Source organism: Pararhizobium sp. IMCC3301 (assembly GCF_030758315.1).
In the GTDB taxonomy this organism is placed as follows: Bacteria; Pseudomonadota; Alphaproteobacteria; order Rhizobiales.
The window spans coordinates 340,358-363,364 of sequence record NZ_CP132336.1; the positions used below are offsets into that span (position 1 = coordinate 340,358).

Sequence of the window (23,007 nt, forward strand, 5' to 3'; positions counted from 1 at the left end):
CAACATAATTCTGAATTGTGAAAGCGCAATGGCAGGCAGCGCATTCGGAGGTGATAAATCAGTCAATCTCACTCCACTGTGACAGATTTAGCGAGATTTCGAGGCTGATCCACGTCAGTTCCCATGAAAACCGCGGTGTGATAAGCCAGAAGCTGGATCGGAATGGAATAGACCAGCGGTGCGATAGCGGGGTGGACGTCCGGCAGCACGATGGTTTTCCGGGTTTCAACTTCCGCCTTTGCCGCGCCGGCAGCATCGGTAAACAAGATGATCTGACCGCCTCGCGCCGCTACTTCCTGCATGTTGGAAACGGTCTTTTCAAAGACATTGTCATGGGGCGCGATGACAATCACCGGCATGTCTTCGTCAACCAGCGCGATCGGACCGTGTTTCAACTCGCCGGCCGCATAGCCTTCTGCATGGATATAAGAGATTTCCTTAAGTTTCAGAGCGCCTTCCTGGGCAAGCGGAAAATTGGTTCCCCGGCCAAGATAGAGCGCATGACGGGCTTTCGACAACTCGCGGGCAAGGCTTTCGATCTCCTCGTCCTGAGCCAGCGCCATTGATGTCAATCTGGGTGCAGCGGACAGTGCCGCGACAATGTCCCGTTCGGCATCCGCATCAATATGACCCCTCTCGACCCCTGCCCGAACGGCAAGCGCTATCAGCACTGACAACTGGCAGGTAAATGCCTTGGTCGAGGCGACACCAATTTCCGGACCGGCCAGAGTTGGAAAAACCACGTCGGATTCCCGGGCAATCGTGCTTTCAGTGACATTGACGATACTGGCAATGGTCTGGCCGTTCTGCTTGCAATACCGCAGCGAGGCCAGTGTATCCGCGGTTTCCCCGGATTGCGATATGAACATCGACAGGCCGTTTTTGTCGAGCGGCGCCTCGCGGTAGCGAAATTCCGAGGCGACATCGATGTCCACCGGCAAACGGGCCAGCCGTTCGAACCAGTATTTGCCGATCAAACCGGCAATATAAGCCGTTCCGCAGGCTGTGATGGTGATGCGGCTCAAATTGGCGAACTCGAATGGCAGGTCCGGTTCTTGAATGGCCTTGCCTACGGCAAAGTCCAGGTAGTGGCTCAGCGTATGACTGATGACCTCGGGCTGTTCATAAATCTCTTTCAGCATGAAATGCCGGTAATTGCCCTTATCCACCATCAGAGCACTTGAACTGGAGCGCTGCATGGTGCGGATCACCGGCTTGCCGTCACTGCCCATGATCTCCACCCCGGCCCGGGTGACAACCGCCCAGTCACCATCGTCCAGATAGGTGATCCGGTCGGTAAATGGCGACAGCGCAATCGCGTCTGAGCCGATATACATTTCCCCATCGCCATGGCCTATGGCAATAGGACTGCCGCGACGGGCTGCGATCAGAAGATTGTCATCGGCCTTGAACAGAACGGCCAGAGCAAAGGCCCCCTGCAGATTTTTCAATGTGTTGAAAACAGCATCTCTTGGCGCGATACCCTTGCCGAGTTCGCGCGAAATCAGATGGGCAATCACTTCGGAATCCGTGTCAGATTCAAATTCGACACCCTCGGCGAGCAATTCCTGGCGCAACGCGTTGAAATTCTCGATAATGCCGTTGTGAACAACAGACACATCAGATGATCCGTGTGGATGGGCATTGCGCACTGTTGGTGCGCCGTGGGTCGCCCATCTTGTGTGGCCGATGCCGGCAAGGCCATCCAGCGGCGCATTGCGAATATGCTGTTCCAGATTGACCAGTTTGCCCTCGGCCCGGCGCCTGTCCAGAGTGCCATGGTGAATTGTCGCAATTCCCGCGGAATCATAACCCCGGTATTCAAGCCGTTTGAGCGCATCCACCAGTAGAGGAGCTACCGGCCGCGTACCCAGAATGCCAACAATGCCACACATAAAACTGTTGCTCCTCCACGAACCCGATCAGACAGATCTGTGACCTGAGCCCGATGCCCGTGATGTGCCAAAAAGCTCCGCCATAGCCAAATCAAGTCATATGTCGAAATATTGCCAATGGAAGCCGGATGTCCGCCTTTCCAAATCCGCAAAATAGCGTCAGTGTTTGTGGGAGGAAACGTTCTAAGAACGGGTTAAGACATGTCGATCTCTGGTGAAGATGATGCAGGTTCTTCAAATATCGTTACCGGAAAAACAATTGCTCACAGAGCTCGGCGGGGCGGCCACGCAATGCGGGAAAAACCGGGTCTGACGCAAAAGCCATTTCGCCAGCCGCGTCTGCATTACGGCCCCGTGGATGTCATCAGTGCTGATGAGCTGGACGCCATTCATGACGCGTCATTTGATGTGCTTCAGGAAATCGGGGTCGAAGTTATTCATGAGCAGGCAAAGCGCTATTACGCCGCCGCAGGCGCGGAAGTGGAGCCTGATGGCAACCGGGTCAGATTTCCCAAAGGACTGATCGAACAGCTCATCACCACCTGCCCTTCCAGTGTCACACTCCATGCCCGAAACCCGGCGCATAATATTCATGTCGGCGGCAATCATGTGTTCTTCAGTCAGGTTGCCAGTGCGCCGAACTGCACAGATCTGGATCGCGGCCGCCGTCCTGGCAATCTTGAGGATTACAGGGACCTTGTGAAACTCGGGCAAAGTTTCAATATCATCCATGTCAATGGCGGTTATCCGGTCGAGCCGGTCGATATTCACGCCTCCATCCGCCATCTGATCTGCCTGTCTGATTGTGTGAAACTGACCGACAAGGCGTTCCACATGTATTCCCTCGGCAAGGAACGTAACCGCGACGGACTTGAGATTGTCCGTATTGCACGCGGCCTCACCCATGAGCAACTTGATGCGCAATGCTCGTCCATGACCATCATCAACTCCTCATCGCCATTGCGGCTGGATACACCGATGATGCAGGGCATTATTGAAATGTCGAGCCGCAACCAGTTGGTAGTGATGACGCCATTCACGCTGGCTGGAGCGATGGCCCCTGTTACCATTGCCGGGGCTCTGGTGCAGCAAAATGCCGAGGCGCTGGCCGGTATCGCGCTGACGCAATTGGTGCGTCCGGGCGCACCGGTGATGTATGGCGGCTTTACGTCCAACGTCGATATGAAATCGGGCGCCCCGGCTTTCGGCACGCCGGAGGCCATGAAAGCGGCCCATGTCGGTGGCCAGTTGGCGCGGCGCTACAAGCTGCCTTACCGCTCGTCCAATGTCTGTGCTGCCAATTATCCCGATGCACAGGCCGCCTATGAATCGGTGTTTTCCCTGTGGGGTGCCATTATGGGGGGCGGCAATCTCATCAAACATGCAGCTGGCTGGCTTGAAGGCGGCCTGAGCACCTCTTTTGAGAAATTCATCATCGATGTCGACAATCTGCAGATGGTGGCGGAGTTCCTCGATCCGCTGGTGGTTGACGAAGGCAGTCTGGCAATGGAAGCAATCCGCGATGTCGGACCGGGCGGGCATTTTTTCGGCACGCCGCACACCCAGGCGCGCTACAGGGACGCGTTTTACGCGCCAATCATTTCTGACTGGCGCAATTTTGAATCCTGGGAGGAAGCCGGACGTCCCACAGCTGAACAGAAGGCAAACCGGATTTGGAAAGAAACCCTCGCCGCCTATGAAAAGCCGCCACTTGATCCGGCAATTGAAGAAGAACTCGACGCATTTGTCGCAAAACGCATCGAACAAGGCGGAGCCCCTACCGATTTTTAGAGCCCAGCGGGAGAATCCAACATGAAAACTACTGCCCAGGTTGTCGTGATCGGCGGCGGCGTTGTCGGCTGCAGTGTGCTGTACCATCTGACAAAAGCCGGCTGGCGCGACGTGATCCTGCTGGAACGCGATGAACTGACCTCCGGCTCCACCTGGCACGCGGCGGGCGGCTTTCACACTTTGAACGGTGATCCCAATGTTGCAAAGCTCCAGAGCTATACGATTGAACTTTATGAGGAACTGGAGCGCGTCTCCGGTCAGTCCTGCGGCCTGCATCTAACCGGCGGCCTGCAACTGGCAGATACGCCGGAACGTATGGATTTCCTCAAACTGGCCCATGCCAAGGGCCGCTATCTGGGGATGGAAACCGAAATCATTTCAGCCAGCGAGGCGCGGAGACTGTTGCCGCTGATTGATGAAAGCAAATTTGTCGGCGCGCTGTGGGACCCAATGGAAGGCCATCTTGATCCCTCCGGAACAACCCATGCCTATGCCAAGGCGGCCCGCCTTCAGGGCGCGCATATTGAACGCTTCTGCAAGGTTGAGGACCTGCAGCAGCGCAGTGATGGCGGCTGGGATGTGATCACCGATAAAGCCACCATCAGAGCCGAACATGTCGTCAATGCCGGTGGTCTGTGGGCACGCGAAATCGGACGTATGGTTGGTCTGGAACTGCCGGTTCTGGCGATGGAGCATATGTATCTGCTGACCGAAGACATGCCAGAGGTCAAAGCCATTAATGAGGAAACCGGCAAGGAAGTTGTCCACGCAATTGATTTCAAAGGCGAACTTTACCTGCGACAGGAGCGTGGCGGCATGCTGATGGGGACGTATGAACAAAACTGCCGGCCGTGGTCGCCGAAACAGACGCCGTGGGATTTCGGTCATGAGCTGCTGGAGCCGGACCTGGACCGCATTGCGCCCTCGCTGGAAGTTGGATTTGACCATTTCCCAGCCTTTCAGACTGCCGGCATCAAGCAGATTATCAATGGACCATTCACCTTTTCACCGGATGGCAATCCTCTGGTCGGGCCGGTTCCGGGTCTGAGCAATTTCTGGTGCGCCTGCGCGGTGATGGCCGGTTTCAGCCAGGGTGGCGGCGTTGGCCTTGCCCTGTCGAACTGGATGGTCGATGGCGATCCGGGCTTTGACGTCTGGGGCATGGACGTTGCGCGTTTCGGCAATTGGGCGAGCCGGGGCTACACCAACGCCAAAGTGCGGGAGAATTATCAGCGCCGCTTCCGCATCAGATTTCCCAATGAAGAACTGCCGGCCTGCCGCCCGATGCAGACCACGCCGATCCATGACCTGCAATTGCAGGCGGGCGCGGTGATGGGCGCGTCCTGGGGCCTGGAAACACCGTTGTGGTACGCGGAAGATGGCGAGCTTGCCGAAGATATCGTCTCGTTCCGCCGTTCAAATGATTTTGAGTCGATCAAGCGGGAATGCAAAGCCGTTCGCCAGTCCGTTGGAATCACGGAGATTTCCAACTTCGCCAAATATGAGATCACCGGACCGGGTGCCGCAGCCTGGCTGTCCCGCATGATGGCCAACAACATCCCACGGCTTGGCCGCATCATCCTCACCCCGATGCTGAATGAGCAGGGCCTGATTATCGGCGATTTCACCATTGTCCGGGCCGCGGAGGAGCGGTTTTACATGTTCGGCTCAAGCCAGGCGCAAATCTACCACATGCGCTGGTTTGACCGGCATCTGCCGAAAGATGGCTCCGTCACCATAACGAACATCGATCTGGGGCTTGTCGGCCTCTCGATTGCCGGGCCGAATGCGCGCAAGGTGCTGGCCAAACTGAGCGATGAGGATGTCTCGGGTAAGTCCTTCAAATTCATGGATTTTCGCGAGAGCGATGTCGCCGCAATACCGGCAAAAATCAACCGCGTCAGCTACACTGGTGATCTGGGCTATGAGATATGGGTCGCTCCGGAATATCAGCGTCGGCTCTATCTGGAACTGCTGCAAGCTGGTGGTGAATACCAGATCAGGCATTTCGGTATGCGCGCCCTGCTCTGCCTGCGGCTTGAAAAGAACTTTGGAACCTGGTTTCGGGAATTCCGACCGATTTACAGTCCCTTTGAAGCCGGTCTTGACCGCTTTGTTGCTCTGTCCAAACCCGACTTCATCGGCCGGGCGGCTGCCCTCAGAGCGCGCGACGACGGGCCCAAACTGGCACGAGTCTGCTTTGTTGTTGATGCCCTTGATGCCGATGTCATGGGCGATGAGCCAATCTGGAAAGACGGCAAGGTGATTGGCTGGGTCACGTCCGGCGGCTATGCGCATAATTACGATTGCTCGCTGGCCCAGGGATATGTCCCGCGCGCCTGCGCCGAAGACCTTGCGCCCGGTGCCTTCCAGATTGAAATTCTGGGCGAGATGTGCGCCGCCCGCATCCAGCTGGACCCCCTGTTTGATCCGAACGGTGAAAGAATGCGCGCATAAGGAAATCTTTATGTCTTTAATTCTTTGATTGACATTTGCCGCGCATGGCGCGATTTCAGGGAAAACATCCATTGGATTTTCGCCATGACCGCCACGACACTTGCCGGCCTGCTGGACCAAAAGCCTGTTCTTCTGGCGGATGGTGCCACCGGCACCAATTTCTTTGATCTGGGCCTTGGACCGGGCGATCCGCCGGAATTCTGGAACCTCGACGCGCCCGAGAAGGTAACAGCCCTGCATCAGGCATTTGTCGATGCAGGCTCTGACATTATCCTCACCAACACTTTTGGTTCAAATGCGCCGCGCCTGAAGCTGCACAAGGCTCAGGACCGGGTGTTTGAATATAATGAAGCCGGAGCCCGGCTTGCTCGCGCAGTGGCCGACGAGACCGATCGGCCGGTAGTGGTTGCCGGGTCAGTCGGACCGACCGGCGAATTGTTCGAGCCGCTTGGCGAAATGACCTATGATGATGCCGTCAAAGCCTTTGTTGACCAGATGCTGGGTCTGAAGGCCGGCGGTGCCGATGTTGCCTGGATTGAAACCATGTCTGCCAAAGAAGAAATGCAGGCTGCTGCAGATGCCGCCAATATTTGCGACCTGCCCTATGTGGTTACCGCCAGTTTCGATACAGCCGGCATGACGATGATGGGCCTGCCGCCCTCTGAAATGCCGCATCTGCTGGATAGCATGGAGACGAGGCCAGTGGCGGTCGGCGCCAATTGCGGTGTTGGTGCCTCTGATCTGCTGATGTCGGTTCTGTCCATGTCAGAGCAACCCGGTGACATGGTCATCGTCGCCAAGGCCAATTGCGGCATTCCCCAGGTCAGAGGCGATCAGGTCGAATATACCGGCACACCGGATCTGATGGCCGATTATATCAGGCTTGCGGTTGACGCTGGCGCACGCATTATCGGCGGCTGCTGCGGCACCTCTCCGCTTCATCTGGCGGCGATGCGCCAGGCCCTCGACGCTCACCACAAGGGCGACCGGCCGGATGAAGCCATGATAGTCGAAACCATCGGCCCCATCATCAACCCGGTCTCAACAGGTGCCGGAAAGACAGAGCGGCGGCCGCGACGGCGCGGACGTTAAGGCACTTCGCGCACCAAAGCCGGTAAGCATCAATCCAGCAGGCTGTCTTTCATGCGTTGCACTGTTTCCGCCGGCGCATCGTTTTCCGCCATCAGGCGGAACAGGGCTGCGTTGAGCCGCTCAGTGACCTGCGGATCATCGATCGGTGTCGTCTGGCCCGGATCCGTCTCCAGATCATAAAGCACCGTCGTCGTATCCAGCATTTTCTCCGGAAAATGATAGGAATGGGTTTTGGTATCGGCTTTCGATCTGTGCGCGACACGCAACAGCGGCACACCCTTGGTAAAATCGAACGGCCCTACCAGGCTGGCGCTCTTCAACTCGTCCACCGTGAACATTTTCGTCATGTGGGTCGGCATCAGAGTATATTGATAAAGCTCCTGGTTCTGCATGTCTTTCGGGTAACAGAAATAGGTATAGCGCCCGTCGACCACATTGATGCCGCCGCCCCAGTAGCCGAAAATCGCGGCCTCACGATCCGACTCGTCTTTTTCCAGCAGACGCAGGAGAGACTGGCCGGCCACTTCTGCCGGAATTTCGGCCCCGTGAATTTCGCAGATCGTTGGCATCAGATCGATTGTCTGGGTCAGGCTTTTGCGGCGCTGGCCCGCCTTGTCCTTGTGGTCGGGGTGATAGACGAACAGCGGGATGTGGGAAATCTCCTCATACATCGGCATCCGGTTCTTGGCCCACCAGTCATGTTCGCCCAGCAGAAAACCGTGATCGGTGGTCAGGATCAGTGCGGTGTCCTTCCACATGTCATGTTCGTCGAAATAATCCAGAAACTTGCCCAGCAATTCATCGCACAGGGTCAGCAGCGCCATGTAATTGGCGCGAAGTTCATCGATCTCGTCCTGGGGCTCGCTCACGCGTTCATAGCGCGGCCAGTCAAGGATCGGGCCCTCATAGTCGGTTTGAAACTTTTCCTTGAGCCGCGCGGGCGCAAAAAACGGCTCATGCGGATCAAAGGTTTCAATCTGCAAAAACCAGTTATCGGCGTTGCGGTTCTTGTCGAGAAATTCATATCCGGCGGCGAAACACTTCACCGATGGAAAATCCGCCTCCTCTTTGATGAATTCCCGGTTGATCATGTAATGATACGGGTTCTGTTTCGAAGCCGGATCGTTCTGGCTGGGATGATATTGTTCCCGGATCCGGTCAATCGGTGCCTCAAGCATCACCTTCCAGGGATCGGATTCCTGACCCCTGATAAAATCAAACGAATTGTAGCGGGTGTGGTAGGTCGCCCCGCCATCCTCAAAATAATGGTAGTGGTCCGAAATAAGATGCGAATAGGACCCGGAGGATTTCAAAAGCTCGGGAAACGAATTGTCAAATGGCTCCAAAGGCCCCCATGAGCGATGCAGGAACGTATGCCGCCCGCTTTGCATATCGCGCCGCGCGGGCATGCACGGCATGGAGCCGATATAATGATTGTCAAATGTCACCGAACGCTCGGCCAGACGTTTGAAATTCGGTGTTTTGAGCAACTCGCCACCATAAGGCTCCAACATCAGCCTGTTGACGGAATCAAACAGCAGGAAAACGGTTTTCATATGCGGGCCTCAACTCTTGTGGTGTTCATTCTATCCGATCTCGATGCGCGTCCGGCTTTCCGGATCAAACAGGTGGATTTGCCCGGGATCAAATTTCAAATTCAGCGCAGCGCCATCATTGATCCGGCGCACTTCCGGCAGCCTGACCTTGATCATGTCAACTCCGTAGAGGCAGTTTAAAAGCATGCCCTCGCCAAGGTTTTCCGACAGATAAAGACTGGCCTTCAGACCACTATCCGACAGCGTGATGTGGCTCGGTCGAATTCCCAGGATAACCGGTCCCGGCGGCCGCGTATTCTGGCCTGGCAAAGCCAGCCGGTAATCGCCAATCCGAATTTCTGAACCATCCAGTTGTGCGGCGATCAAATTCATCGGAGGACTGCCGATAAAGGCAGCGACAGCCATATTGGCGGGCTTGTTGAATACCTCGTCCGGAGTTCCGATCTGGGCAATCTCGCCGTCCAGAAAAACCGCCATCCGGTCCGCCAGCGTCATCGCTTCTTCCTGATCATGGGTCACATAGACCGCAGTCACGTCGAGTTCGCGTTGCAGCTTTTTCAGCTCAACCCGGGTTTCAAGGCGCAACTGGGCGTCCAGGTTGGACAGCGGCTCGTCGAGCAGGAAAAGTTTTGGCTGGCGCACAATGGCACGGGCCAGGGCGCAGCGCTGCTGCTGTCCGCCGCTCAATTGGCCGGGTCGGCGATGCAACAGATGGTCAATCTTGACCTTCGCTGCCGCTTCACGGACACGGCCGGGAATGTCTGCCTTCGGCACTTTGTCCATCTTCAGCGGAAAGCCGATATTTTCAGCCAGTGTCATATGCGGATAAAGCGCATAGTTCTGGAACACCATCGCCACGTCGCGCTCGCCGGGTGGGCCGAAGGTGACGTCCTCATCGTCGACAAAGATCGCGCCATCATCGGGCGTTTCGAGGCCGGCAATGACACGTAAAGTCGTGCTTTTGCCCGATCCTGAGGGCCCGAGCAGTGCGAAGAACTCGACCGGTTCGATTTCCAGATCTATGGATTTCAGCGCTTCGAAACTGCCGAAGACCTTGCGCACGCCGCGCAGGGAGATGCGGCCCTTTTTGTTACTCATCGTCTGCCTCCGCCTTTGACCGCACCCACGGTCAGGCCTTTTACAATCTGCTTTTGCGCAAACACGCCAATCAGGATCATCGGGATCATCGCAATCAGGGCTGCAGCGCTGAGCTTGGCCCACAGGGTCTGTTCGACAGACACAAAATTATACATCGCCACGGTCACCGGACGCACAGTGTTGCCGCCCAGTTGAACTGCAAACAAAAACTCATTCCAGGCGTTGAGGAAGACGAAGATGACCGTCACCGCGATGCCGCCACGCACCTGCGGCAGGATAACGTGCCAGAGGGTTTGCAAACGGCTGGCCTTGTCCAGAAATGCAGCCTCTTCCATTTCGAAGGGAATATCTTCCATGTAGGAAACCAGCAGCCAGATCGCAAAAGGCAGCGAAAACGTCAGATAAACGGTGACCATACCCTGATACGTATCCAGCCAGCCGACCTTGTTGAGGATCAGAAAATAGGGAATCACCAATCCCACCGGCGGCACCATTTGCGTCGCCAGCGTATAAAACCCCAAAGCCGCCTTGCCGCGCAGTTTCAAGCGGGCAAATGCATAGGCAGCAGGTACGGCCATGGCGATTGTCAGGATCGTCGTGGCGGTGGCAACGATCACGCTGGTCACCAGGCTGGGGAGAATCGATATCCCGCCAAACAGCGCATCCTTGTAATTCTGCACGGTCGGCTCGAAAATGACCCGTGGCGGATAGGCCATCACCTCGGCTTCAGACTTGAGCGACACCAGCACCGCCCAGAACAGCGGAAAAACCCATATGAACAGCAGAATTGAAGCGATCGCAAAAAGCACTGTGCTGCGCATCAGTCTTTGTCGTTTTCGGTTGGAGTTCATGAGCTAGCCTCGCCTTGCCGTGCGCAGATAGAACAACACGCCCGACACCGCCATGGTGATCACCAGAAGCGAGACGGCCAGCGCCGAACCGTAGCCGAAATTCAGTTCCACAAATGAAGTTTTGTAAGCATAGAGGTTGAGAATCTCGGTGGCAGTGCCGGGGCCACCACCGGTCGCCGCAAAGATTGCCGCAAAGGCCGACAGCGCGATCATCGAACGCATGATCACCACGATCACGATGGCCGGACGGATCAGCGGCAGGGTAATATGAATAAAGCGCTGTACCGGGTTGGCGCGGTCGATTTTTGCAGCCTCGTAAAGATCCGGCGGCAGGGAGGCAAGGCTCGCCAGCAGCACCAGAAAGGCAAAGGGTGTCCATTGCCAGGTGTGAATGATGATCACCGAGATCAGCGCAGGAACCGGCGCGCCAAGCCAGTTGACGCTCTCAAATCCAAGCGCGCGAACAATGAAATCGACAATGCCGAAATTGGGCGCGAGCATCAATGTGCGCCAGAACAGCCCGACCACAACCGGTGCCAGCACAATCGGCAGAATGGCAGCCAGCCGGAACACCCACTGCCCTTTTGGAATCTGGATCACCATAAGGGCCAGACCCAGCCCGATAATCAGTTGCAGCGCTACTGAGCTCACGGTGTAAATCGCCGTCAGCTTGAGTGAGAACCAGAACTGGGTATCCCCCATCATCCGGGCATAATTATCCAATCCGGCAAAGCCGTTGCTCCACGGCATCGCCAGATTGAGGTTCAGGAACGAGTTCCAGATCAGATAAGCCAGCGGAAACGTTGTCGTCAGGATCAGCACCGCTATTCCGGGGCTGACCATGAGCAGGGCAAAACCCCGCTCGGTGGAAAAATATCCGCGTTTACGCTGCGCCATAACCTGATCCGCCTGCCGAACTTAGCCTTTCAGAATGCCATCGATTTTGGCCTGCGCTTCGTTCAACGCATCGCTCACACTGGACTGGCCGACAAGGCTGGCCTGAATCGCCGTCGCCATCGTGTCACCAACGGCAGGCCATTGTGGCAGACGCGGCCGCCAGTCGACATCGGTATCTTCAGCAAAGGATGTTGTCACAGCTTCGATGAAATTGTCACCGGCTGATCCCAAGACTGAGCGATAGGCATCAAGGTTCCACAACGATGTGCGGTTTGCGCCGCTGCGCTTGTAGGCACCCGGGAAGGCATAGCTGGTTGCCGCCTGGGTTTCCCTGGAAGCCGCCCACTGAATGAACAGCCATGTTGCAGCCTTGTCTTTTTCGGATAGCGCAGCATTGATCGGAAAACTCCAGTTCCAGATCGACGTGACGCGCTTGCCGGATGGCCCCTTGGGCCAGCGTGCAAAGCCGATTTTGCCGACAACCTTGGATTTTTCCGGGTTGGCTATCACCGCAGCCGAGCCATGGGCGTCAATGTAAGAAGCCACTGTGCCCTGACCGAATGCATCAGCGATATCGGGCCAGTTCCAGTTCTCGACACCTTCGGGCGCATAATTGTTCAACAGGTTCACATACCATTCCAGCGCCCCGATGGCCTCTTCAGTGTTGACCGTCATATCGCCGGAACTGTTGAACCATTCACCGCCAAAGGCGCGGAAAATCGACGGGTAGATATACATGTTCTGCCCCGCACCTTTAAAGCCGCGCAGCGCCGCACCCCAGAGCCGGTTTGCCGGGTCATGGGCCGCCGCCGCATTGGAAGTGAATTGCTCCAAAGTATCGGCTGGCATCAATCCGCGTTCGTCAAAGACATCCTTGCGGTAAACCTGAATGGTGGCCTCGCCATCATATGGAATGCCATAAGGGCGGCCATCGACCGACGTTGTGCCGCGCCAGCCCGCCAGAATATCCTCATAGCGGAACCAGTCATTATCGGTCAGCTTTGCATCGCCCAGATAGCCATCAAGCGGGTCGACCCAGCCATTGGCAACGTATAGCGGATAATACATCGGATCCGCCGCATGACTGGCCCAGGTGCCAGTCCCGCTGGATAGATCAAGAACCGCCTTTTGCCGGATCTGGCCTGGAGGCGTCATTTCAAGCCGTGCGTTGACGCCGGTCAGTTCGACGAAATCTTCCAGAACAGCTTCGAGATTCTGGAAGTAACCGGCGGGTATCACGCCAATGGTGATGTTGGCACCTTCTGCTTGCCGCCAGTCAATTCCAGCCTGACGGAATGAATCCAGATCCATATTTTTGCCTGCCGCATGGGCACCTTGCGTCAAAATGCCCGGCGCCGCCATCGTCGCCAGGCCTGCCGCTGTCACTTTCAAAGCCGTTCGGCGGGTCACAAATGGACTTTTCATTTTTTGCCGATCCTGATGTGTCATGTTGGTATTCCTCCCGAGTGAAAGCCCAGATCCCTTTCGGTTCTGGATAATTCGACTTGCAGCAATCGGCCACATTGGCATAGCTGCGCGAATAGGTTAGGTTTATACGTCCTAAACGTACCTATTTTAGAACGTATGTGCAAGAAGGAATGGGAAAGCAAGCGAAATGTTCCGCAATACCCACATACCCAGATATGTTCAGCTTGCCGATGTCATGCGCAGCAGAATCCGTCGCGGCCAATGGAAGCCAAACGATATTCTGCCATCAATTGAAGACCTTATGGCCGAATTTGGGACGGCTCGCGTCACCGTCAGACAGGCCACCAGAATCCTCTCCGACGAGGGGCTTTTGTCACCTCAGCGCGGACGCGGAACGTTTGTGACCGAGGCGGCAGGACGCAATCGCAAACTGGTGGTTGAAACCACACTGGACGATCTGGTTGAGATGTATCGCGGCGATATGCCCGATCTTTCCAATGTAGATGAAACGGAATTGCAACCGGTCCTGACCGACAATGACGGCGTCGCGGCGCCTCATTATACACATATGCGCCGGGTTCACTCGCGCGATGGCGAACCATATTGCGTTGTTTCGATTTTTCTCGATGACCGGGTGTTCGCGCTGGCACCCGACAGATTTCGCACAGAGGTTGTTCTACCGCTGATAACATCGCTGCCCGGCGTGAATATCACCGGGGCGCGTCAGACCCTGTCGATTGCATCTGCCGAGATGGAAGTCGCGCGCAGTCTCGATATTCCACTGGGTTCGCCCGTGGCGGATGTGCGCCGGGTGCTTCTCGGGCCGGATAAAACAGTGCTGTATCTTGGCGAAGCGACCTATCGAGGGGATTACATCCGGCTGGACATGGATCTCAAACCCAGCCGTTAGACGTCAGACCCTATTTCTCCTTGCCGTCTTTCAATCCGAATGATTCTCGCATCGCGGCACTGCGCACTTTCATCGAGCGGGCCATGGCATCTTTTTTAGGATCCTTCGGCGCAAAGGCGTCTTCCACGCCGTCCTTTTTACGGGCAATGAAATCGGTCAGCGCTTCTTCGATGCCCTGATCCAGCGCCGGCGCTTCATAATCCTGCAGCATTTTCTTCCACAGGCCATTGGCCCGCATTTCGGCAGTCTTTTCCCCGTCGGCCTGCCATTGCTCAAATGAATTATTGTCAGCAATTTTAGACCGGTAGAAGGCATTTTCGAAATTGGCCTGGGTATGTTCGCAGCCAAGATAATGGTGGCCTGGTCCGACCTCGCGGATGGCATCGAGGGCCTGCCCCTGTTCAGACAGATCAACGCCCTGGGCAAAGCGCTGCATCATCGCCAACTGGTCGCAGTCCATGACGAATTTCTCGTAGGACGAGGCGAGCCCGCCTTCCAGCCATCCGGCAGCATGCAGCACGAAATTCACCCCGCCCATGACCGTCGGCAGCAGAGTCTGTGCACTTTCATAGGCTGCTTGCGCGTCACAGACTTTGGAGCCGCACAGTGAGCCGCCGGAGCGGTAGGGAATACCCAACCGCCGGGCCAGTTGCCCTGCCCCGTACAGCACCAGCGACGGCTCCGGCGTGCCGAAGGTCGGCGCGCCTGATTGCATGGAGATGGAACTTGCAAACGTGCCGAACACCACCGGCGCGCCGGGGCGGCAAAGCTGCGTGAATGCCGCACCTGCCAGCACTTCCGCCAATATCTGCGTCAATGTGCCCGCGACCGTCACCGGAGACATCGCCCCGGCCAGGATGAAGGGCGAAATCACCGTTGCCTGTCCGGCCCGCGCATAGACTTTCAGCGCGCCCAGCATGGTGGAATCGAACACCATCGGCGAATTGGCGTTGATCAGGTTGATCAGCACGCAATTATTATCGACAAACTCGTCACCAAATACCAGCTTGGCCAAGGCAACGGAATCTTCGGCCCGCTCCGGGTGAGTCACCGACCCCATAAACGGTTTGTCGGAATATTTGACATGCGCCATCACCATATCCAAATGGCGTTTGTTGACTGGCACATCGACTGGCTCACACACTGTGCCGCCGGAATGGTGCATGGCCGGTGCCAGATAGGCGAGTTTTACAAAATTGTGAAAATCCTCCAGCGTTGCATAACGCCGACCGCCATCCAGATCCCGGACAAAGGGCGGCCCGTAAACCGGGGCGAACACTGTCGTTTTGCCGCCAATCTGAACAGAGCGTTCCGGATTGCGCGCAAATTGGGTGAATTCACACGGCGCGGTCTCAAGCAGTTTACGGCACAGGCCTTTGGGAAAACGCACCCGCTCGCCCTGCACATCCGCGCCGGCGTCACGCCACATCTGCAGCGCCTCCGGATCTTCGCGAAATTCAATGCCGATTTCCTGCAGAATAAGATCCGCATTGGTTTCAATCAGCGCGAGGCCTTCTTCATCCATGATTTCCACGGTTGGAATCTCGCGCAAAATGGCCGGCATCTGAGGGTCCCGCCGGTTGGCGCGCAAGGCCCGGCGGCCATCCATCCCACCGGCGCGTCTGCGCCTTGCCGGGGCGCCAGTTGCTGCATTATACCGTTGACTGTCACTCATGATCCACGCCTTCAAAAGAAACCTGTAGCAAAGATGCCGCACAGAACCGATATGCCGCGTTCATATTGCGTCATACAGCACATGCTTTCGCGACAGACTGTACCGTCGTTTTTATGATGCTGCAGGTCGTTTCCAGCAGCAGGAAACATAAAGCATTTGCGGAATACTCTTGCAATTCAATGCTTGGTGTCGCAGACGATGATCGAGTACTGACAACGTCAGAGGGTGAGGTAGTTTATGTCCGATGATGAAGATGACATCATACTGTCCGAGTTGAATGATGAAGAGCTCGTTCTGCAAATGCATGACGATCTGTATGACGGGCTCAAAGAAGAAATTGCGGAATCCGTAAATATTCTGCTGGCGCGGGATTGGACCCCTTACGAAGTTCTGACCAAGGCTCTGGTAGAAGGAATGCGGATTGTCGGCATCGACTTCCGCGATGGCATCCTGTTTGTTCCCGAGGTTCTTCTGGCAGCCAATGCGATGAAACAGGGCATGGGTATATTGCGCCCTTTGCTGACGGAAACCGGCGCGCCCAAAGTCGGCACCATGGTGATCGGCACCGTCAAGGGCGATATTCATGACATCGGCAAAAACCTCGTCGGCATGATGATGGAAGGCGCGGGCTTCGATGTGATTGATCTGGGCATCAACAATCCGGTCGAGGATTATCTGGCGGCCATCGAAGAGCACAAACCCGATATCCTTGGCATGTCTGCTTTGCTCACTACAACTATGCCCTATATGAAGGTTGTCATTGATACCATGAAGGAAATGGGTATCCGTGACGATCATATCATCCTTGTCGGCGGCGCACCGCTGAATGAGGAATTTGGTCTCGCCATCGGGGCCGATGCCTATTGCCGCGACGCCGCTGTAGCCGTCGAAACCGCCAAGGAATGGATGGCGCGCAAACACAATCAGCGGGCCACCGCGTAATTCTGCCGGGAGTGTTGCGCCTCCCCGCCACGGGAGCTGACACATGCATCTTCCAAATGACAAGGTTCTGACGGAACAGGGTTTCGGAGAAGCCGGGACCGGCTCGATCCTGCTGATCGGCTGCGGCGCTCTGGCCCGCGAGATATTGGCGCTGAAAGCGGCTAATTCCTGGGACTACATGGTTTTGCGTTGTCTGCCAGCGAAGCTGCATCTTTATCCCGAGCAGATTACTCCTGCGGTGCGTGAGGCGATCCGGAAAGGTCGCGCCGATGGTTTTCAAACCATCTATATCCTCTACGCTGATTGCGGCACTGGCGGTCATCTCGACACTTTATGTGCTGAGGAAGGCGTGGAGCGCATCGCCGGCCCGCATTGCTATTCCTTTTTTGACGGCAATGACGCATTTGCGGAACGGGCAGAGGCGGAAATGCGCGTGTTTTACCTGACCGATTTTCTGGTCAAGCAGTTTGATGCCTTTGTCTGGAAACCGATGGGGCTTGATCGTCATCCTGAATTGCGTGACATGTATTTTGGCAATTATGAAAAACTGATCTATCTGGCGCAAACCGAGGATCCCGCCCTCACCGCCAAGGCGGCAACCTGCGCTGACCGTCTCGGATTGCGCTTTGAACGCCGCGCATCCGGCTACGGCGATCTGGCAAGCGCCATGAAAAACCTTGCCGGAGGCAGAGTGAAAGCCTAGAGGACGGTTCGCAGTTAGCCCGACAGCCGTAAAAATCCTTCAAATCGCTTGCGCAGTCGCATTCCCACAATGTCATGTCGCTGGCGACGCATCGCAAATCCCACATCAACCACATTGTCACATCAGGAGCAGCCAATGGCACAGAAGACCATCGTGTACTGGAAAGACATTCCGACGCAGATCATCGTCAAGGCGGGACGCAAGGCCGCCAAGCGGGAATTGCCGGAATATTTCATTCAATCGGTGGACCAATGCGCCATGCGGCTTGGGGCCAAAGACAGTGATGCCTATCTGGAAGAATGGCGGCGCGGGTCGCCGGAAGAGGTGTCAGGTGATTTGGAAACAGAGGCGGATCAAGCGTTGGAAGCGCTGATTGCGGCCTACCCCAGGACGCGGCTCAAGGCTTTGATTGATGCTGGAGGCGTTGACCATGGAACTAACGGCCCTTAGACGGCGGCTCAAGATCACAATTGAGGCTTCGCCCAAACAGGTCTTGTCGACCGATGAAATGGGGTCATTGTTTCCCAAGGGAACCTGGGTCTATCTGACGGATGTCGGTATTGATCCGCTCGAAACGATCATTGCGTCGGCGGCAAAGTTGCGTGCTTGCGGCTATGTGCCGGTGCCGCATATTCCGGCACGACGGATCAAAAGCGCAGAGGCGCTGGAATTGCGGATTGCACGCCTCAGCGCAGAAGCGGACGTTGACAATGTGCTGCTGATTGCCGGAGAGGCTGAACGGCAGATGGGGCCCTACTCCGCCTCCATCGAGATACTGCGCAGCGACATTTTGAACCGCTACGCAGTCCGGCGCATCGCTGTCGCGGGCCATCCGGAGGGCAGCACCGTGATCCCAGCCGATATGGTGCGCGCAAGTCTGCTGGAAAAGGCCGACTACGCCAGCAATACCGATGCCGAAATGCGCATTGTCACCCAGTTTGGATTTGATGCCCCGCGCTTCATCGCCTGGGCCGACAGTCTGCCGGCCAAGGGCATTCACCTGCCGGTTCACATGGGTATGGCCGGACCGGCAAAAATGACGACCCTGATCAAATATGCTGCCATTTGCGGCGTCGGGGCCTCAATGGGTTTCCTGAAAAAGCGCGGCTCGGCTCTGGCCGCCCTGGCGATGGGCTTTGACCCGGACCCGATATTGCAGGCTGTGGAAGACCATATTACGCAAAATCCGTTTTCTCCGCTGCAAGCTGCACATATATTTCCGTTCGGCGGATTGAAAAAATCTGCGAATTGGCTTGACGAACGGGGCCTTTGGGACATAAAGAAATCTTTATATCTTGATGCAAATGTGGTTTAACACACATAATTGCTAACAACATTGGAATTGTCCCATGACCCAGACTGTTGTCGCGTCCCAAACGCGCACGGCCCTTATCGGCTTCGACCAACCATTCTGCGTGATCGGCGAACGGATTAATCCAACCGGCCGCAAGAAGCTTGCAGCCGAAATGCTGGCCGGCAATTTCGATACCGTAAAGGCCGACGCACTGGCGCAGGTCGCCGCCGGCGCCACCATGCTTGACGTCAATGCCGGTGTCACCAGCATTGATCCCAACCTGAGCGAGCCACCGCTGCTGGCCGCGACTATCGAATTGGTACAGTCGCTGGTTGATATACCGCTTTGTATCGATTCCTCGGTTCCCGCCGCTTTGGCGGCAGCGCTGGCAGTGTGCAAGGGCCGCCCTCTCGTCAACTCCGTCACCGGAGAAGTCGACCGGCTCGAGCTGGTGCTGCCGCTGTGCAAGAAATACGATGTGCCGGTGATTGCCATTTCCAATGACGAAACCGGCATCTCGGAAGATCCGGACGTGCGCTTTGAGGTGGCCAAAAAGATCGTCGAACATGCCATGGATTACGGTATCAAGCCGCATGACATTGTTGTCGATCCGCTGGTCATGCCGATCGGCGCCATGGGCACGGCGGGTCTGCAGGTGTTCGCGCTTTTGCGCCGCCTGCGCGAAGAATTGAAAGTCAACACCAGCTGCGGCGCATCCAACGTCTCATTTGGTCTGCCGCACCGTCATGGTATCAATGCGGCGTTTCTGCCGATGGCGATTGCCTCGGGCATGACGTCTGCGATCATGAACCCCTGCCGCCCCGTAGAAATGGAAGCAATCCATGCGGCAAATGTGCTGATGGGCACAGATGCCAATTGCCAGACCTGGATTTCCACCTATCGCGATCATGTGCCGGGAAACACAACCTCACCGACTGCAGCACCGGCGGCTCCCGGCGGCCGCCGCCGCGGCGGTCGCGAAGCGCGGCGGCCCAGGGCAACTGCATAAACCGGAGATGCTCAATTGAGCGAGACATTGGCTGCCGACGCAACGACAGAGCCTGACGTGGAAGAAGAAGCCCTGGTGCTCTTCATGCCATCGGGTCGGCGCGGAAATTTTCCGGTCGGCACGCCGGTTCTCGATGCCGCCCGCTCGCTTGGTGTCTATATTGAATCGGTCTGCGGCGGGCGCGGCATATGCGGGCGCTGTCAGGTTGTGGTCGCAGAAGGCCGGTTTGCCAAACACGGCATCACCAGTTCAGCCGACCATCTGGCGGCATTCACCGATACCGAGGCGCGGTATCGCGCCAAACGTATACTGGCCGACGACCGCCGTTTGTCTTGCTCTGCGAAAGTCACTGGCGATATCGTTATCGACATTCCACAGGATGTCCAGACGCAGCGTCAGGTGGTCCGCAAACGCGCCGAAAACCGCCGCATTGAGCGCGATCCGGCAATCAGACTGCATTTTGTCCAGGTTGAAGAGCCGGATATGGAACAGCCGCTGGGCGATCTCGACCGGTTGCTGGCTGCGCTGAAGAGTGAATGGCAACTGGACCATCTTCAGATCGATACCTGGCTCTATCCGAAAATCCAGAGCATTTTGCGAAAAGGCCATTGGGAAGCCACTGCCGCCGTACATACCAGAGACGGCATCTCGACGCTGATCGGACTATGGCCCGGCTTCCACGATCAATTCTATGGTCTGGCCTTCGATATCGGTTCCACAACCATCGCCTGCCATCTGTCAGATATGATGAGCGGGCGCACAATCGCCTCCTCCGGCACGTCAAATCCCCAGATCCGCTTTGGTGAAGATCTGATGTCGCGCGTCTCCTATGTAATGATGAATCCGGGCGGTGAGGAACAACTGACGAAAACAGTGCGTGACGCGGTTCGCACCCTGATTGAAAAAGTCTGCACCGATGCTGCCATCAGCCGGCATGATATTCTGGATTCCGTTTTCGTCGGCAATCCGGTGATGCACCACCTGCTTCTCGGCATCGATCCAACCGAGCTGGGCGGTGCACCCTTTGCGCTGGCGGTTTCAGGCGCTCTTGATTTTCCGGCACGGGAGCTGGATCTTGACCTTCATCCCGGCGCGCGCACCTATATGCTGCCCTGTATTGCCGGTCATGTCGGGGCGGATGCGGCAGCTGTCACGCTGGCAGAGGCCCCACACAAGGAAGAGGACTACACTTTGGTGGTCGATGTCGGCACCAATGCTGAAATCATGCTTGGCAACAAACAGCGGGTCGTGGCGGCATCTTCGCCAACCGGTCCTGCCTTTGAAGGCGCGGAAATTTCCTGTGGCCAGCGCGCCGCTCCCGGAGCCATTGAACGGGTCCGGATTGATCCGGTGACACTTGAACCGCGCATCAAGGTAGTCGGCGTCGACGAATGGTCTGATGATCCCGCTTTTGCCAGACATGTGGAAGCGGTGGGCGTTACCGGTGTATGCGGCTCAGGCATCATTGAAGTTGTCGGTGAAATGTTTCTGGCCGGGCTGATTGATGAAGATGGTGTTCTTCAGGGTGCGATGGCGGAAAAATCCGACCGGGTGATTTCGGATGGCCGCACCTTCAGCTACATTTTATGGCGCGACCGAGTTGAGCTGAAGATCACCCAGACTGATATCCGCTCCATTCAACTGGCCAAAGCTGCGCTCTATGCCGGTATTAGACTGTTGATGGACAAACTGGCTATTTCACAGATCCGCAAGATAAAACTCGCCGGGGCTTTCGGCAGTTATATCGACCCGAAATATGCCATTCTGATCGGGCTCATCCCGGATTGTGATCTGACCAAAGTCTCCGGCGTTGGCAACGCTGCCGGCACCGGTGCGCGTATGGCTTTGCTCAATCGCGGACACCGGCTGGAGATTGAAAATCTGGTCCGCCGCATCGAAAAAATCGAGACAGCGCTTGAGCCCAAATTTCAGGAGCACTTTGTCAACGCAATGGCCTTTCCCAACAAGGTCGATGCCTTTCCCAATCTGGCTCAGGCGGTGGAACTGCCCGTCAGAAAACAAACCACATCCGGCGACGCCGATGGCAGACCGGCGCGTCGGCGCCGGCGGTCTCGCCCGACAGCATAATTCAGGTACCGCAGATCACTGCGGCAACAGATTGCCCGGCATTTCGCGAAATTCACGGATCAACTCGTCGGCAGCCACCTGACCGGCTTCTCCCAGATTATCCTGTCTGCTGAGCGCAACCTGATAGGTGCCAAGTGATGGAAGGCCGGTTTCGGCTTCTGTCAGTTCCACCAGTGGACCATCCACCAGACTGGCAGGAAATGGTGCCACTGCCAGGTCTGCCAGCAAGGCGGCACGCTGGCCGGCACTGTGGGCGCTGATAAAAGCAGACCGGTAGGGAATACCTATGCGCTCAAGTGCCTGAACCGCATTGCCACGCCACGGACAATCCTGCTCCCACATGGATACCGGCAGCGGCCGCCGCTGATGCGCACATCCGCCCTTGAGCCCGGCCCAGATAAGGCGCTCTTCCAGAACGACGTTGCTGCCCGGCGGCAGATCGATGATATTTCCACAGGTGGTCAGTGTCAGATCCAGTTCCTCGCGCCGGAACCGTTTCATCAACTCAACACTCATATCAATGATGACATCCAGCCTGACCCCCGGATAACATTCCGCAAAGCGGCGCAGCACATTCGGCAACAGCCGGACACCGTAATCATCGGGAGCGCCGATCCGCACAACCCCTTCCAGTTCGGGCTTGCGAAACTGCAGAACCGCTTCCCGGTTCAATGCCAGCAGACGGCGCGCATAGGCCAGAAACTGCTCTCCGTCGGGCGTCAGCGATACCTCACGCGAGGTGCGGAACAGAACTTTCGTCTCAAGCGCTTCCTCAAGTTTCTTGACCTGCATGGAAATCGCTGAGGGGGTGCGAAACACCGCTTCCGCCGCCCGTGTCAGATTGCCGGTTTCAGCAATAGCCACAAAGCTGCGCAACTGATCCGGGTCGAGCAGCGGCAGCCGGCTCCGGGAAAGATCATCAATTGACATCGCTCATCCATAATACAGGTTTTCTGATAGATAGATTAAGATCTTTTCGTTTTTCTTACAAGTCAGAAATTGCCATCTTGACGGTGAGAGCGAAAGGATCAGTCAGATGACAATACAGGTAACCCACGAATTGTGCTGTGAACCGCAGAGCCGCCAGGCAGGAGCCACCTCCAACTTTCTGAGGTGGCCCGCAAAGATGCTGTCGGGCCTGCATCTGCGCAAAAAGAAGTGCGCAGAGCTGCCCATTCATGATGCCAGAGCGATGGCGGATATCGGCCTGGGAATAAACGGCCGCGACGGATCGCTCACACGCATTGCGAAAGAAATCCAGCGGCAGGAGATGATCGCAGTGAGTCTGATGGGGCGGTAGAGCGGATCAGATTGTCTGGTG

The 23,007-nt window shown here is 56.5% G+C and carries 19 protein-coding genes; 11 read left to right on the forward strand and 8 right to left on the reverse strand.

The window, feature by feature from the left end; genetic code table 11:
• Positions 1-68: 68 nt before the first annotated feature.
• On the reverse strand, positions 69-1,895 hold the full coding sequence (gene glmS / locus RAL88_RS01565; RefSeq protein ID WP_306266786.1) for a glutamine--fructose-6-phosphate transaminase (isomerizing): 1,827 nt from the start codon (positions 1,893-1,895) through the stop codon (positions 69-71).
• A 201-nt stretch (positions 1,896-2,096) separates the two neighbouring features.
• On the opposite strand from glmS, the gene RAL88_RS01570 reads away from it, so the two are divergent.
• From RAL88_RS01570 to bmt, 3 genes are all read left to right on the forward strand, one after another.
• Positions 2,097-3,686, forward strand: coding sequence for a trimethylamine methyltransferase family protein (locus RAL88_RS01570; RefSeq protein ID WP_306266788.1), 1,590 nt, complete (start codon positions 2,097-2,099; stop codon positions 3,684-3,686).
• A 21-nt stretch (positions 3,687-3,707) separates the two neighbouring features.
• Entirely contained in the window at positions 3,708-6,143 is a 2,436-nt protein-coding gene (locus RAL88_RS01575; RefSeq protein WP_306266789.1) for an FAD-dependent oxidoreductase, read from the forward strand.
• Positions 6,144-6,227: 84 nt separating this feature from the next.
• Positions 6,228-7,235 (forward strand): betaine--homocysteine S-methyltransferase, encoded by a 1,008-nt coding sequence (gene bmt / locus RAL88_RS01580; RefSeq protein WP_306266791.1) that lies wholly within the window; start codon positions 6,228-6,230, stop codon positions 7,233-7,235.
• 29 nt (positions 7,236-7,264) lie between these two features.
• On the opposite strand, the gene RAL88_RS01585 is transcribed toward bmt, so the two are convergent.
• The 5 genes from RAL88_RS01585 to RAL88_RS01605 are packed head-to-tail and all read right to left on the reverse strand — an operon-like array spanning position 7,265 to position 13,062.
• On the reverse strand, positions 7,265-8,791 hold the full coding sequence (locus RAL88_RS01585) for a sulfatase (protein ID WP_306266793.1): 1,527 nt from the start codon (positions 8,789-8,791) through the stop codon (positions 7,265-7,267).
• A 30-nt stretch (positions 8,792-8,821) separates the two neighbouring features.
• A complete protein-coding gene (locus tag RAL88_RS01590; RefSeq protein WP_306266795.1) occupies positions 8,822-9,889 on the reverse strand; it encodes an ABC transporter ATP-binding protein in 1,068 nt (355 codons plus the stop codon).
• On the reverse strand, positions 9,886-10,740 hold the full coding sequence (locus RAL88_RS01595; protein WP_306266797.1) for a carbohydrate ABC transporter permease: 855 nt from the start codon (positions 10,738-10,740) through the stop codon (positions 9,886-9,888). Before RAL88_RS01595 ends, RAL88_RS01590 begins: the two co-directional genes overlap by 4 nt.
• 3 nt (positions 10,741-10,743) lie before the next feature.
• Positions 10,744-11,637, reverse strand: a complete 894-nt coding sequence (locus RAL88_RS01600) for a carbohydrate ABC transporter permease (RefSeq protein WP_306266799.1) — start codon at positions 11,635-11,637, stop codon at positions 10,744-10,746.
• Between the two features lie 21 nt (positions 11,638-11,658).
• Positions 11,659-13,062 (reverse strand): sugar ABC transporter substrate-binding protein, encoded by a 1,404-nt coding sequence (locus tag RAL88_RS01605; RefSeq protein ID WP_306266801.1) that lies wholly within the window; start codon positions 13,060-13,062, stop codon positions 11,659-11,661.
• Positions 13,063-13,252: 190 nt separating this feature from the next.
• On the opposite strand from RAL88_RS01605, the gene RAL88_RS01610 reads away from it, so the two are divergent.
• Entirely contained in the window at positions 13,253-13,975 is a 723-nt protein-coding gene (locus RAL88_RS01610; protein WP_306266803.1) for a GntR family transcriptional regulator, read from the forward strand.
• Between the two features lie 10 nt (positions 13,976-13,985).
• Here the strand turns inward: RAL88_RS01610 and RAL88_RS01615 are convergent, their stop codons facing one another.
• Complete coding sequence (locus RAL88_RS01615; RefSeq protein WP_306266804.1) at positions 13,986-15,650, reverse strand: trimethylamine methyltransferase family protein; 1,665 nt, start codon at positions 15,648-15,650, stop codon at positions 13,986-13,988.
• 237 nt (positions 15,651-15,887) lie between these two features.
• Here RAL88_RS01615 and RAL88_RS01620 point away from each other — a divergent pair, with 237 nt between their 5' ends.
• From RAL88_RS01620 to RAL88_RS01645, 6 genes are all read left to right on the forward strand, one after another.
• Positions 15,888-16,592: a B12-binding domain-containing protein gene (locus RAL88_RS01620; RefSeq protein WP_306266805.1), complete on the forward strand. Its 705-nt coding sequence runs from the start codon at positions 15,888-15,890 to the stop codon at positions 16,590-16,592.
• A gap of 43 nt (positions 16,593-16,635) precedes the next feature.
• On the forward strand, positions 16,636-17,295 hold the full coding sequence (locus tag RAL88_RS01625; protein ID WP_306266807.1) for a DUF1638 domain-containing protein: 660 nt from the start codon (positions 16,636-16,638) through the stop codon (positions 17,293-17,295).
• A gap of 135 nt (positions 17,296-17,430) precedes the next feature.
• Entirely contained in the window at positions 17,431-17,745 is a 315-nt protein-coding gene (locus RAL88_RS01630) for a virulence factor (protein WP_306266809.1), read from the forward strand.
• Positions 17,726-18,610, forward strand: coding sequence for a methylenetetrahydrofolate reductase (locus tag RAL88_RS01635; protein ID WP_306266811.1), 885 nt, complete (start codon positions 17,726-17,728; stop codon positions 18,608-18,610). The genes RAL88_RS01630 and RAL88_RS01635 overlap by 20 nt, the downstream gene beginning before the upstream one ends.
• Before the next feature lie 34 nt (positions 18,611-18,644).
• Positions 18,645-19,598, forward strand: a complete 954-nt coding sequence (locus RAL88_RS01640) for a methyltetrahydrofolate cobalamin methyltransferase (protein ID WP_306266813.1) — start codon at positions 18,645-18,647, stop codon at positions 19,596-19,598.
• Positions 19,599-19,682: 84 nt separating this feature from the next.
• The gene (locus RAL88_RS01645; RefSeq protein ID WP_306269550.1) at positions 19,683-21,686 is read left to right on the forward strand and encodes an ASKHA domain-containing protein; all 2,004 of its coding nucleotides are present in this window, start codon (positions 19,683-19,685) and stop codon (positions 21,684-21,686) included.
• Between the two features lie 15 nt (positions 21,687-21,701).
• Here the strand turns inward: RAL88_RS01645 and RAL88_RS01650 are convergent, their stop codons facing one another.
• Positions 21,702-22,616 carry a LysR family transcriptional regulator gene (locus RAL88_RS01650; RefSeq protein WP_306266814.1) on the reverse strand — a complete coding sequence of 305 codons (915 nt, stop codon included), beginning with the start codon at positions 22,614-22,616 and terminating at the stop codon, positions 21,702-21,704.
• Positions 22,617-22,722: 106 nt separating this feature from the next.
• On the opposite strand from RAL88_RS01650, the gene RAL88_RS01655 reads away from it, so the two are divergent.
• Complete coding sequence (locus RAL88_RS01655) at positions 22,723-22,986, forward strand: hypothetical protein (protein ID WP_306266816.1); 264 nt, start codon at positions 22,723-22,725, stop codon at positions 22,984-22,986.
• The last annotated feature ends 21 nt before the right edge of the window (positions 22,987-23,007 follow it).

Bases quoted from the DNA above. Each gene is read 5' to 3' on its own strand.
- glmS (WP_306266786.1), bottom strand. From the start codon at position 1,895: ATGTGTGGCATTGTTGGCATTCTGGGTACGCGGCCGGTAGCTCCTCTA.
- RAL88_RS01570 (WP_306266788.1), top strand. From the start codon at position 2,097: ATGTCGATCTCTGGTGAAGATGATGCAGGTTCTTCAAATATCGTTACC.
- RAL88_RS01575 (WP_306266789.1), top strand. From the start codon at position 3,708: ATGAAAACTACTGCCCAGGTTGTCGTGATCGGCGGCGGCGTTGTCGGC.
- bmt (WP_306266791.1), top strand. From the start codon at position 6,228: ATGACCGCCACGACACTTGCCGGCCTGCTGGACCAAAAGCCTGTTCTT.
- RAL88_RS01585 (WP_306266793.1), bottom strand. From the start codon at position 8,791: ATGAAAACCGTTTTCCTGCTGTTTGATTCCGTCAACAGGCTGATGTTG.
- RAL88_RS01590 (WP_306266795.1), bottom strand. From the start codon at position 9,889: ATGAGTAACAAAAAGGGCCGCATCTCCCTGCGCGGCGTGCGCAAGGTC.
- RAL88_RS01595 (WP_306266797.1), bottom strand. From the start codon at position 10,740: ATGAACTCCAACCGAAAACGACAAAGACTGATGCGCAGCACAGTGCTT.
- RAL88_RS01600 (WP_306266799.1), bottom strand. From the start codon at position 11,637: ATGGCGCAGCGTAAACGCGGATATTTTTCCACCGAGCGGGGTTTTGCC.
- RAL88_RS01605 (WP_306266801.1), bottom strand. From the start codon at position 13,062: ATGAAAAGTCCATTTGTGACCCGCCGAACGGCTTTGAAAGTGACAGCG.
- RAL88_RS01610 (WP_306266803.1), top strand. From the start codon at position 13,253: ATGTTCCGCAATACCCACATACCCAGATATGTTCAGCTTGCCGATGTC.
- RAL88_RS01615 (WP_306266804.1), bottom strand. From the start codon at position 15,650: ATGAGTGACAGTCAACGGTATAATGCAGCAACTGGCGCCCCGGCAAGG.
- RAL88_RS01620 (WP_306266805.1), top strand. From the start codon at position 15,888: ATGTCCGATGATGAAGATGACATCATACTGTCCGAGTTGAATGATGAA.
- RAL88_RS01625 (WP_306266807.1), top strand. From the start codon at position 16,636: ATGCATCTTCCAAATGACAAGGTTCTGACGGAACAGGGTTTCGGAGAA.
- RAL88_RS01630 (WP_306266809.1), top strand. From the start codon at position 17,431: ATGGCACAGAAGACCATCGTGTACTGGAAAGACATTCCGACGCAGATC.
- RAL88_RS01635 (WP_306266811.1), top strand. From the start codon at position 17,726: ATGGAACTAACGGCCCTTAGACGGCGGCTCAAGATCACAATTGAGGCT.
- RAL88_RS01640 (WP_306266813.1), top strand. From the start codon at position 18,645: ATGACCCAGACTGTTGTCGCGTCCCAAACGCGCACGGCCCTTATCGGC.
- RAL88_RS01645 (WP_306269550.1), top strand. From the start codon at position 19,683: ATGCCATCGGGTCGGCGCGGAAATTTTCCGGTCGGCACGCCGGTTCTC.
- RAL88_RS01650 (WP_306266814.1), bottom strand. From the start codon at position 22,616: ATGTCAATTGATGATCTTTCCCGGAGCCGGCTGCCGCTGCTCGACCCG.
- RAL88_RS01655 (WP_306266816.1), top strand. From the start codon at position 22,723: ATGACAATACAGGTAACCCACGAATTGTGCTGTGAACCGCAGAGCCGC.